The organism is Halomonas ramblicola, from assembly GCF_030409215.1.
In the GTDB taxonomy this organism is placed as follows: domain Bacteria; phylum Pseudomonadota; class Gammaproteobacteria; order Pseudomonadales; family Halomonadaceae; genus Halomonas; species Halomonas ramblicola.
The window spans coordinates 149555-160934 of the sequence record NZ_JAUFPL010000017.1; the positions used below are offsets into that span (position 1 = coordinate 149555).

The following is an 11380-nucleotide window of genomic DNA, read 5'->3' on the forward strand; positions in this document are numbered from 1 at the left end:
GGTCTTCCTTGCGGGAGTGGTCGGCCGGGTGGTGGCGTCAGCGCTCGTCGTCGAGTTCGTCGTCGTTCTCGTCGAGCTCGGCTTCGTCCGCCGGCCGCCCGCCGGGATATTCGGGACGCTCGTGCAGGTAGCTTTCCGCCACGTCGATCACGGCAATATCCATCAGGAAGCGCCTGCCCAGCAAGGCCGGATAGTCGAGGTGGGTGCGATCGCTGAGGGTGAATTCCACCGGCTCGCGCAGTGGCCCCAGGGTCATCATCAGGGTCACCACCGGCCGCGATTGCTCGCCGTTGGCCTGGACGATACGCACGCGCCGCTCGATGGGCGCCTCGATCCACTCGTCGCGCACCGTATCGATCACCACGTCGTCGTCGGTGAGGCCCAGTTTGAAGCGCACCCAGTCCTCGCCGTCGCGCTCGAAGCGGGTGATCTCCCGGGCCGACAGCGACGAGGTGTTGGCCCCGGAATCGATGCGTGCCTTGAGGTAGGTACCCACGTCGGGCAGGCCGACCCATTCGCTGCTGCCCAGCACCGCCTTGTTGGCCAGGCCCAGCTCGTCGGCGGCACATTCTCGGGTCACGACGACGGGGTCGGCCTCGTCGCCCTGGAGGCGCTCGACGTCGGCGCGCAGGTGGCGCAGCAGGCTGCCGACCTCGCGCACGTCGGCGATCAGGGCGTCCTGACGGCGCAACTGGTCGGCCTGGCGGCGTGTCCGGGCCTCGCAGCTCGCCGACAGCGATGTCTCCAGGGCATCCATGCGCCGGGAGAACTCGTCGGGACCGAGGGTGGGCGGCGGTGGCTCGACGGGCGTGACGCAGCCCGCGAGCAGCAGGGCGGCAGACAGGGCACCGGCGGGCAGCAGAGATCGGGACATGGGGTGGAACATTCCTTTGAGCGGTGCCGAGATGATAAGGATTCGCCCGCAGGCTTGTCCAACGCGCACGCCAGCCGCTGAGGCGTAGCGGGCCTTGCCCCATGCTTCATTTAACATAATATACATTATGCGAAACATCGCCATGCCCTCCACTCTGGGCATCGCCATCGTCCGGGTCCGCTTTGCCCATGACGACACCCCCGGCTCACGGGAACCGGGGGTGTCGGGAGATCGCCGTCGACGGACCGCCGATCAGATCGGCTTCTCGTCGTCGGCTTCCTCGTGGGCCGGCGCATAGGAGCCATCCTCGCGATGGATCTCCTTGCCGGTCAGCCCCGGGGTGAACACGCAGGCCAGGTGCATGGTCTTGAACGCCCGCAGCAGGTGCTCGTCGTGCTGGTCGAGGATGTAGATGTCGCCCGGCTTGATCGGCCAGATCTTGCCGTCGGCCAGGGTCTCCACCTCGCCATCGCCCTCGATGCAGTAGACCGCCTCGAAGTGATGCTTGTAGTGGATATGGGTCTCGGTGCCCTCATAGATCCGTGTGATATGGAAGGAGCAGTTGCCGCCGTCATCGGCCAGCGACAACCGGGTGCTGTCCCAGTTGCCGTTCTCGGCCTTGACCAGACGGTCGGTCTCGCGGGCGACTTCGAGGTTGCGAACGATCATGGAGGCTCTCCAGTAGTGTCTATGGCGGGTCGGCCACGGCCCCGCCGTGGCCGACCGATGAGCGGGCCGCCGGACCGGCGCAACCGACCCGGTGTCCCATCAGCATATCAGCTGAGGGCCTGCTTGGCGCTGGCCTCCAGGATGTCGAGCCCCTCGAGGAGGTCCTCATCGGTGATGGTCAGCGGGCACAGGCACTTGACCACCTCACCATCCTGACCGCTGGTCTCGATGACCAGGCCGTTCTCGAAGGCCTTGGCGGTGATCCTGTCGGCGATGTCGCCGGAGCCCACGTCGATGCCGCGCATCAGGCCGCGACCCCGCTCGGATGCCTCGATGCCCTGCTCGGTGAGCCAGGTGGCGAGCTTCTGGAAGCGATCGGCGACCACGCGTCCCTTGCGCTGGACATCGCGCTCGAAACTGTCATCGCTCCAGTACTTGCGCAGGGTGGCCGCGGCGGTGGTGAAGGCCAGGTTGAAGCCGCGGAAGGTGCCGTTGTACTGGCCGGGCTTCCACTTGTCGAGCTCGGGGCGCATCAGCACGTGGGCAAAGGGCAGCCCGAAGCCGGACAGCGACTTGGAGTTGGTGACGATGTCCGGAGTGACGCCGGCATGCTCGAAGCTGAAGAACTTGCCGGTACGGCCGCAACCGGCCTGGATGTCATCGACGATCAGCAGGATGTCGTTGTCCCGGCAGATGCCCTCCAGGCGCTTGAGCCACTCCAGGCCGGAGACGTTGATGCCGCCCTCGCCCTGCACCGTCTCGACGATGACCGCGGCCGGCACGTCGAGGCCACCGGACTTGTCGCCGAGCAGCTTCTCGAAGTAGTCCAGGGTATCGATGCCCTCGCCCATGTAGCCGTCGAAGGGCAGGAAGGACGCGCCCTGGGTCGGGATGCCGCCGGTGGCCTCGCGGAACTTGCGATTGCCGGTGGTGGCCAGCGCCCCCATGGTCACGCCGTGGAAGCCGTTGGTGAAGGTCACGATGTTATGACGGCCCGTGGCCACCCGGGCCAGGCGGATCGCCGCCTCGACGGCGTTGGTACCGGTCGGCCCCGGGAAGTGGACCTTGTACTCCAGGCCCCGCGGCTTGAGGATCAGCTCCTCCAGGGTCTCGAGGTAATCACGCTTGGCCGCGGTCCAGAAGTCCAGGCCGTGGACGATGCCGTCGGAGGCCAGGTAGTCGACCAGCGCCTGCTTGATGTGCGGGTTGTTGTGGCCGTAGTTGAGGGTGCCGGCGCCGGCCAGGAAGTCGATGTACTCGCGGCCTTCCTCGTCGGTCAGGCGAGCGTTCTGCGCCTTGGTGAAGACCACCGGAAAGGAGCGGGAATAGGTCCGGACGTCGGACTCCATGCGTTCGAGGGTCTGGGTCTGCATCGTGCGACCTCCTGTCGGTATGAAGAAGATGAATGGAGTCATCGGGCCGCGCAGATCGCCGGGGCGATCTGTGCGGCAGGAATGGGGCTCAGATGCGGTCGGTCTGGAAGGGACCGATCCTGACCAGGTTCTCGGGGTCGTGCTCGCCGCCGAGCTGGTCGGTGGAGAAGTATTCGCGGCTGTTGAGGGGTGCCTGCCAGCGGTCCGCCAGGCGGCGGAACAGCCCCCAGGAGGCCTGGTTGTCGGGGGTGATGGTGGTCTCGAGGTGGTGGACCTCGACGAGCTCGGGACGGGACATCACGGCCTCGACCAGGCGGCGCGCCAGGCCGGTGCCGCGGGCCTTCTCGCCCACCGCGACCTGCCACAGGAAGTAGGTGTCGGGGGCGTGGCTCTTCACATAGCCCGAGACGAAGCCGACGATCTCGCCCTCCTCGTTGGTGGCCACCGCACAGGTATCGCGGAACTGGGTGGCCAGCAGCAGGTAGGCGTAGGCGGAGTTGACGTCCAGGGGCGGACAGGACTTGACCAGTTCGTAGACGCCCCAGCCGTCATCGGGATTCGGCTTGCGGATGAACAGCGGGGTGGCGTCCGGGCCGACCACGTCGTCGGCCACGGTGGGCCGGGCCAGGTCGGCGGAGGGAGTGAAGGGCTCGGTTGTTGTCATCATGGGCGTTTCGCTTCGGCGATGTCGAACGGGATTATACCAGCGACGACCGGCATTTCAAAGTTGCCATTATTTTGCGGGCCATTATCCATAACAGAAAATTATGCAATACCGAACACGGCCAGTGGGATCTTCTGGCGCCTGTCGTCGTCCGATCGCCAGCGCCACCGCCGGGCCCACCCTGCCCTGTTCAGTCTAGCCCAGCGCGGGACGGTCGGCGGCCGTTCATGCCCACGACGCAAGCGGGCCGCCCGGAGGCGGCCCGCTTGCGACGGCGTCGAGACTCAGCGCCGCGTCGGCGTGCGCATGGTGACGAACTCCTCGGCCCCGGTGGGATGGATGCCCACGGTGGCGTCGAAATCGGCCTTGGTGAGACCGGCCTTGACGGCCACGGCGATACCCTGGATCACCTCGCCGGCCTCCTCGCCCACCATGTGGGCCCCCACCACCACGTCGCTGGCATCGTCGACGATGAGCTTCATCAGGCAGCGCTCGCGGCTCCCCGAGAGGGTGTGCTTGAGGGGCCGGAAATCGGCGGTATAGACGCGGATATCGCCGTATCGCTCGCGTGCCTGCTCCTCGGTGAGCCCTACGGTGCCGATGTTGGGGTGGCAGAAGACGGTGGTGGCGATCTTGTCGTACGCCAGCGGCGCCTTCGGCGGCGTCTCCCCGAAATGGCAGCGCACCAGGTGCATCGCCTCGGCCAGGGCCACCGGGGTCAGCTCGGGTCCGCCGGTGACGTCACCGATGGCGAGGATCGAGGGCACCGAGGTCGCGAAGCGCTCGTCGACCTTCGGGTGGCCGCCGTCGGTGAGCTGGACATCCAGTTCGTCGAGCCCCAGGCCGGCCAGGTGGGGGCGCCGCCCGGTGGCGGCGAGCACGGCGTCCACCTCCAGGGTCTCGCCGCTGGTCAGGGTCACGGCGAGCCCGCCCGCGACCCGCTCGATGCACTCGATGTTGGTGTCGAAGCGCAGGTCCACGCCCTTCTCGCGCATCTGGTCGCGGGCAAACTCGCGCACCTCCCGGTCGAAGCCGCGCAGGAACAGCTCGCCGCGGTAGACCAGGTGGGTATCGCTGCCCAGGCCGTTGAAGATGCTGGCGAACTCCACGGCGATGTAGCCGCCGCCCAGCACCAGGAAGCGCTCCGGGAAGCGTTCCAGATCGAAGACCTCGTTGGAGGTCACCGCCAGTTCGCTGCCGGGGAAGTCCGGTATCCAGGGCCAGCCGCCCACGGCCACCAGGATCTTCTCGACGCTGTGCACCTCGCCGGCCACCTCCACGTGGTGCGGGTCCAGCACCCGTGCCCGGCCGTTGATCAGGCGCACGTCGGCGCCGTCCAGCAGGCGGGCGTAGATGTCGTTGAGGCGCTTGATCTCCCCCACCTTGTTGTCGCGCAGGGTCGGCCAGTCGAAGCGCGGGGGCTCGGGCAGCTGCCAGCCGAAGCCCTCGGCGTCCTCGAAGGCGTCGTGGAAGTGGGCAGCATAGGAGTAGAGCTTCTTGGGCACGCAGCCCACGTTGACGCAGGTACCACCGAGGTAGCGGTCCTCGGCCACGGCGACCCGGGCGCCGGCGGCCGCCGCGGTGCGGGCGGCGCGCACGCCACCCGAGCCGGCGCCGATGACGAAGAGATCCCAGTCACGCGGGGTGCGATCTTGGTCGGACACGATGTTCGCTCCTGGTCGGGGGCCGCTGGGGCCCGTGGGACGGTGCGGCGATGATACCAGGCACATCCCCGCGCCGGGAGGCCAGGTTGACCCCCGGAGGGCGCGGCGGTAAAAGGAGGGCCGGCCCCAGGGCCGCCTCCCATCACCAGCCACCTACGGGACCGCCAGATGAAGACGGAAATCGAATCCCTGCTCGAGAACAACCGCGCCTGGGCCGAACGGATCTGCCGTGAGGACCCCGACTTCTTCGAACGGCTCTCGCGGCAGCAGAATCCCGACTACCTGTGGATCGGCTGCTCCGACAGCCGGGTTCCCGCCAACCAGATCATCGCGTTGCCACCCGGCGAGGTGTTCGTGCACCGCAACGTCGCCAACCTGGTCCACCACAACGACCTCAACGCCCTCTCGGTACTGCAGTACGCCGTGGACGTGCTCCAGGTGCGCCACATCATGGTGGTCGGCCACTACGGCTGCGGCGGGGTGCGTGCCGCCGTGGCCGGCGGCGACAACGGCATGGTCGACATCTGGCTGCATTCGGTGCGCGAACTCTACCATCGCCACCGGCAGGAGCTCGCCGACCTCCCGCTCGAGGACCAGGTCGACCGGATGTGCGAGATCAACGTCAAGGCCCAGGTCCGCCACCTCAGCCACACCAAGATCCTCCAGCACGCCTGGCAGCGCGGCCAGCGGGTGTGGGTCCACGGCTGGGTCTACGGCCTGGCGGACGGTCGCGTCAAGGACCTCGAGTGCACCATCGCCGGACTCGATGAGGTGGCCGACCTCTATCGCATCGAGGGATTGGCACCGCCGGGTGGCTGACGGCTCGAGGAGGAGGTGGGCACCACCCTGATCAATTGCCAGATGCTGCCCAACGCGAGGGCGCCCTGCCCTACGCCTGCCCCGGGAACTGGAGGCCGGTATGGTGGTCACCATGGAGCCGGGGTTGTATATGATCCCGATGCTCCGCATCGAGGACGATGTCCTGATCGGCCCCGACGGCCCCGTCAACCTGACGCCGGAAGAGACGTGATCGTCCCATGAGTGGCCAGTTGCATCTCGCCGATTTCCAGCCACCGCCGGGCCTGGCCAACCGCCATGTCCAGACGCTGCTGCCGCGCCTGCTGCCCAGGCGGCGACTGTCCTGTCATCGCGAGATCCTCGAGCTGCCCGACGGTGACTTCGTCGAGCTGGCCTGGGCGAAGCCGGCCCCCGCCGCGGCCGATGCGCCCATCTTCGTGCTCTTCCACGGCCTCGAGGGGTCCGTCGATTCCCCCTATGCCCGGGCCCTGCTGGCCATGGCCGCCGGTCTCGGCTGGCGGGCGGTGCTGATGCACTTCCGCGGCTGCGGACGCCAGCCCAACCGCCTGCCGCGGGCCTACCACAGCGGCGATACCGCCGACGCCTACTGGCTGATCGGCCAACTCGCCCACCGCTATCCGCGGGCACTCAAGGTCGCCGCCGGCGTCTCGCTGGGCGCCAACATGCTGCTCAAGCTGGTGGCCGAACAGGGCGGCGACGGGCTCGACCTGGCCGGCGCCATCGCCATCGCCGCCCCCCTCGACCTGGCGGCCAGCGCCGACAGCATCCATCACGGCTTCGCGCGACTCTACGAGCGGCAGCTGCTGGCCTCGCTGAAGGCCAGGGTGGCGCCGCGTCTGGCCACCTTGCCCCTGGCCCTGGACCGAGCGGACCTGGCGCGGGTCGCCAGCCTGCGCGACTACGACGAGGCGGTCACCGCACCGCTGCACGGCTTCGACGGGGCCGACGACTACTACCGACGCGCCTCCGCGGGGCCGCGGCTTGGCGACCTGGAGTTGCCCACCCTGCTCCTGCATGCCGCCGACGATCCCTTCATGCCGCCCGATCTCTTCGAGCGCGTGCCGGCGCCGAGTGATGCGGTGCGGGTGGAGGTCACCCGCCACGGTGGGCACGTGGGCTTCGTCGAGGGCCGCCGGGGTCGGCTGGGTTCCTGGCTGTCGCGCCGCGTCGCCCGCCAGCTGCAGGACTGGTTGCACCCCGCCGGCGAGGCTGCCTGGCGGGACCGGCGGCGCGTCAGCCGATCGGGCAGCTGACGCCGGTGCCGCGCAGGCCGCAGTAGCCGCCGGGGTTCTTGTGCAGGTACTGCTGGTGATACTCCTCGGCGTAGTAGAAGGCCTCCAGGGGCGCGACCTCGGTGGTGATGGTGCCGCCGCCGGCCCGCGACAGGGCCTGCTGGTAGGCCTCGCGGGTACGCCGCGCCATCGCCAGCTGGTCGTCGTCGGTGGCGAGGATGATCGAGCGGTACTGGGGGCCGATGTCGTTGCCCTGGCGGTCACCCTGGGTGGGATCGTGGGCCTCCCAGAAGGCCTGCAACAGCCGCTCCGGGTCGATCGCCTGCGGATCGTAGACGACCCGCACCACCTCCGCATGGCCGGTCAAGCCGGTGCAGCACTCCTCGTAGGTGGGGTTGGGCGTGACGCCGCCGGCGTAGCCCACCGCGGTGACATGTACTCCGGGCAACTGCCAGAACAGGCGCTCGGCGCCCCAGAAGCAGCCCAGGCCCAGCACGATCTCGTCCAGGCCTTCCGGGAAGGGCGGCAGCATCGCGCGGCCGTTGACCGCGTGCACGCCGCTGATGGTCAGGGGGGTATCGCGCCCCGGCAGGGCGCGTGACGGATCCAGGCGCATGGCAGGCCTCCTGCGGTTATCGATCCTCGATGATACGCGGGTTACCGGAACGGCTGAAGGTGTAGACCAGGTCCACCGCCTGGGCGGCGCCTGAGACCGCCTCCAGGTAGAGGCTGCGCCACAGGTTGTAGCGCAGGGTCAGCTCGGCGATGGGCGAAAACACGCCGACGCCGTAGCTCACCTCCAGGTCCTCGGTGAGCTGGCCGCTCACCACCACCTGGCTGTCCTCGCCGCTGCCGGCGGTCTCCAGGGCCAGGTCGGAGACGCCGAAGGCCTCGCCGATGGCCCCCACCGCCCCGCCGGTGCGGCCCAGGGTCAGGCCGATCAGTGCCGAAGTCAGGGCGCCGTCGGCGTCGCTGTCATTGGGGGCGCGGCCGCGCAGCAGGTAGGAGAGCGCCAGGGCCTCCTCCATGGCGGGTTCGGAGAAGACCCGCAGCCGGGGTTCGGCGGCGCTGCCGGTGACCCGGAGGCCGGCGATCACCTCATCCTGGGTGGCGGCGGGGTTGCGTATCGCCTCGAAGTTCAGCAGCGGCTGGTCCGGTGGACCGCTGAACAACAGCTGCCCCTCGCGGATCAGCAGGTCCTGGCCGTAGGCGCGGAAGCGTCCGTCCACCAGGCTGACGTCACCGAACAGCTGCACCGGGCCGCCGCCCTGGCGCACTTCCAGGCCGCCCGACAGGCCGGACTCCAGGCCATAGGCGGTGAGCTGCATGTCGGGTCCCAGGCGCAGGTCGATCCTCACGTCCAAGGCCATGCCCGCCTCGGCCAGCGCCTGGGCGGTGTCCTCGCCGGCGCCCTCTTCCCGGGCATCGGCGCGCTGTGCCTCGCGGCGGGCACGCTCCTCGTCGCGGCGGGTGATGATGACCTCGTCGGGACTCGGAGCGACCGCCGAGGGCGGGAGCTCGCCGATCTCGAGCCGGGCCCAGGGCACCTGGACGTCGCCCCGCACCCGCAGCCGCTCGGGACTGATGCGGATCGCCAGCTCCGGCGCCACCCGCAGCCGGCCGAACTCGGGCATCACCACCAGCAACGGCCGCTCGCGACCCTCGAGGTCCACCGCGATGCGCCAGTCGTCGGTGCTCGGCCAGGCGGCATCGCCGGTAATGTCCAGGCGTCCCTCCTCGGCCGCGATGAAGCCATCGATGATGCCCCGGTCGCCGTCGAGGCTCACGCTCACCTCGCCGTCGCGGACCTCGACGGGAACCTCGGCCCCGCGTACCCGCAGCCCCCCCAGCGTCAGCCGGCCATCGAGGGCCGGCACCGCCATGTCGCCGCCGATGTCGACGTCGCCGTCCAACCGCCCTTCCAGGGTCTCCATGCCGGTAACCAGGGTGCGGTAGCGATCGAGCCGGAAGCCGTCGAGGGTGAGGTTGCCGTCCAGGCGGCCGGCCCCGGCGGGATCGTCGATGCGCAGTGCCAGGGCCAGGTCGCCGGCCTCGGCCAGGGCGAGGCGCAGCGCCACATCGGCGGCGCCCGGGTCGGCGACGACCTCGGCGGTCAAGCGCGACGCGGGCAACGACCAGGGCTGGCCATAGGCGTCCTGCCCGGCCAGTTCCAGCTGGCTCTCCAAGTCCAGCTCGGCTCGCCAGTCGGCGCCACCCTGTCGCCAGGAGGCGAGCAACGCCAGCTGGGTGTCGCCGGCCAGCGACCACGCCTCGGGGACCCAGGGCTCGAGCAGCGACATGGGCAGGTCGCGCACGGTCAGCCGGGCCTCGCCGCTCTCGGCGGAAGCCTGGAGCTCGTCCTCCAGGCACAGGGTTCCCCCCTGCTGGCGGCGCAGGCAGAACGGCGCCAGGCGCAGACGGGCGGCGGGCAGGTTGGCGCTGAAGTCCAGCGCCTCGGCCAGGCGCAGGTCGCCGTACTCGGTGTCGACCTCCAGCGGCGTCAACCGCCCGCGATAGGTCTCGCGGGCGGCATCCAGGCCACCCTCCAGGGCCAGGGCGGCACGGCTCAGCGGCATGGCCTCGGGGGCCTGCGCCTCGAGGGTCAGGCGATGGTCGGAGAGGCGCCCGTCCAGCACCAGGGCGACGCTGTCCAGGCGCTGGCCGCCGCCGACCAGTCCCTCCAGGTCGAGGCGCGCGTCGAGGTTCGGGTCCTCCAGGCCGCTGACCTCGCCGGCCAGGCGCAGCCGGGCCAGGCGATTGTCGGCGAACGCCAGGCGATCCCCGGCGAGGCTCAGATCGAGGCGCGGCGCCTGCAGGCTGCCGTCGGCCGCGAAGCGCCCCGAGAGGTTGCCGTCCAGGGCCTCGTGCAGGCTCTCCAGGGCCGGCATGTCGAGGCGCCCTTCCAGGTCGATGGTCGGCTCGCTGACCGTCCCCGCCAGCTCGAGGCGGTTCTCGCCCTGGCGGAAATCCAGTGCGTCGATGTTCCAGCGCATGTCGCTGTCGCCGGTCAGGCGGGCCCGCAACGACAGCGGCAGGTCCTGCAGTTCGCCGTCGATGGCCAGCCGGGGGACCGCCAGCGACCAACCCCCCGTCTCCTGGGTGAAGTGCGCCTCGAGATCGCCTTCCAGTCGTCCCCGGATGCCCTCCACGAAACGGCCGGGATCGAACCGGTCGAGGCGTGCCGCGGCCTCGACCTCCAGGGCCTCCGCCCAGTCCACGCGCCCCCGAGTGACGACGGAAGCATCGCCGAGGGTCACCGCCAGTGGGTTCCAGGCGAAATGCCGCAGGTCGCCGCCGCCAGTCAGCGCCACGCGACCATAGGGCAGCTCGGGCCCCTCCGCCATCAACGAGGCGGCGACCCGATAGTCCGCCAGGCTGCCCTCCAGGCGCAGCGCCAGGTCCTCCACCAGCCAGGGCCCTGCAGCGACCTCTTCGCCCTCGTCGCCTTGCGTCGGCGGGCTGCCCGGCAGCGGCCACTGCACCAGGTCGCTGGCCAGGGAGGCGCTGAACGGCAGGTCGGGCTCGAGGGCGTCCAGGCGGGCATCGAGGCCCGCCGTGACCGGGCCCTCCAGATCCAGGCGCACCACCAGGTCGGCCAGACTGCCGTCGAGGGCCAGGTCGAGACGCTGACCGGCCAGTTCGGGGAAGCGATCGGGCAGCCACAGCGCCATCTCCAGGCGCATCCGCAGGGGATAGTCGTCGCGCAGTGCCACCTCGGCCTCGAGACGCGCGTCGGCATCGCGATTCGACACCTCCAGGGGGCGCACCTCGACCCGATGCCCGGCGGCGAACAGGGCCAGCGCCAGGCGTTCGACGCCGTAGTCGAAGGCGCCCTCCACGGCGCTGTCCTCGACCAGCAGCTCCGGCACCTCGACGCGCAGCGGCAGGGCGATCTCGGGCAGCTCCCGGCGGGGGCGCTCGGCGAGCGGTACGGCGGCCAGGCCCCGGGCCTCGGCGGCGACCTCCTCGGGTAGTGGCGAGCGCGCGGCGATGGCCGCATCGATCGCCTCCGCGGCGAGCCGTGGCCCCTCGACGTCCGACTCGCCCAGGGCGAGTCGGGTCCCCGGCGACAGCGGTAACCGCAG

Annotated in this window: 10 protein-coding genes; 3 read left to right on the forward strand and 7 right to left on the reverse strand. The window is 70.1% G+C overall.

Annotation, left to right across the window (positions count from 1 at the left end; translation table 11 throughout):
* Positions 1-37: 37 nt before the first annotated feature.
* From QWY80_RS05065 to gorA, 5 genes are all read right to left on the reverse strand, one after another.
* Complete coding sequence (locus QWY80_RS05065) at positions 38-874, reverse strand: ATP-dependent zinc protease family protein (RefSeq protein WP_290229618.1); 837 nt, start codon at positions 872-874, stop codon at positions 38-40.
* Between the two features lie 252 nt (positions 875-1126).
* On the reverse strand, positions 1127-1543 hold the full coding sequence (locus QWY80_RS05070; RefSeq protein ID WP_290229619.1) for an ectoine synthase: 417 nt from the start codon (positions 1541-1543) through the stop codon (positions 1127-1129).
* 107 nt (positions 1544-1650) lie between these two features.
* On the reverse strand, positions 1651-2916 hold the full coding sequence (gene ectB / locus QWY80_RS05075) for a diaminobutyrate--2-oxoglutarate transaminase (RefSeq protein WP_290229620.1): 1266 nt from the start codon (positions 2914-2916) through the stop codon (positions 1651-1653).
* Positions 2917-3004: 88 nt separating this feature from the next.
* A complete protein-coding gene (gene ectA / locus QWY80_RS05080; protein WP_290229621.1) occupies positions 3005-3583 on the reverse strand; it encodes a diaminobutyrate acetyltransferase in 579 nt (192 codons plus the stop codon).
* A 281-nt stretch (positions 3584-3864) separates the two neighbouring features.
* Complete coding sequence (gene gorA, locus QWY80_RS05085) at positions 3865-5244, reverse strand: glutathione-disulfide reductase (RefSeq protein WP_290229622.1); 1380 nt, start codon at positions 5242-5244, stop codon at positions 3865-3867.
* A gap of 168 nt (positions 5245-5412) precedes the next feature.
* Here gorA and can point away from each other — a divergent pair, with 168 nt between their 5' ends.
* From can to QWY80_RS05100, 3 genes are all read left to right on the forward strand, one after another.
* Positions 5413-6063, forward strand: coding sequence for a carbonate dehydratase (can, locus tag QWY80_RS05090; protein ID WP_290229623.1), 651 nt, complete (start codon positions 5413-5415; stop codon positions 6061-6063).
* A 100-nt stretch (positions 6064-6163) separates the two neighbouring features.
* A complete protein-coding gene (locus QWY80_RS05095; RefSeq protein WP_435389273.1) occupies positions 6164-6274 on the forward strand; it encodes a hypothetical protein in 111 nt (36 codons plus the stop codon).
* A 7-nt stretch (positions 6275-6281) separates the two neighbouring features.
* Complete coding sequence (locus QWY80_RS05100) at positions 6282-7316, forward strand: hydrolase (protein ID WP_290229624.1); 1035 nt, start codon at positions 6282-6284, stop codon at positions 7314-7316.
* Here QWY80_RS05100 and msrA read toward each other — a convergent pair.
* Together msrA and tamB are read right to left on the reverse strand one after the other, a co-directional pair.
* Positions 7297-7911: a peptide-methionine (S)-S-oxide reductase MsrA gene (gene msrA / locus QWY80_RS05105; protein WP_290229625.1), complete on the reverse strand. Its 615-nt coding sequence runs from the start codon at positions 7909-7911 to the stop codon at positions 7297-7299. The two genes, QWY80_RS05100 and msrA, sit on opposite strands and share 20 nt — an antisense overlap.
* A 16-nt stretch (positions 7912-7927) precedes the next feature.
* Positions 7928-11380: autotransporter assembly complex protein TamB (tamB, locus tag QWY80_RS05110; protein ID WP_353960438.1), on the reverse strand; the 3453-nt coding region annotated here is incomplete at its 5' end.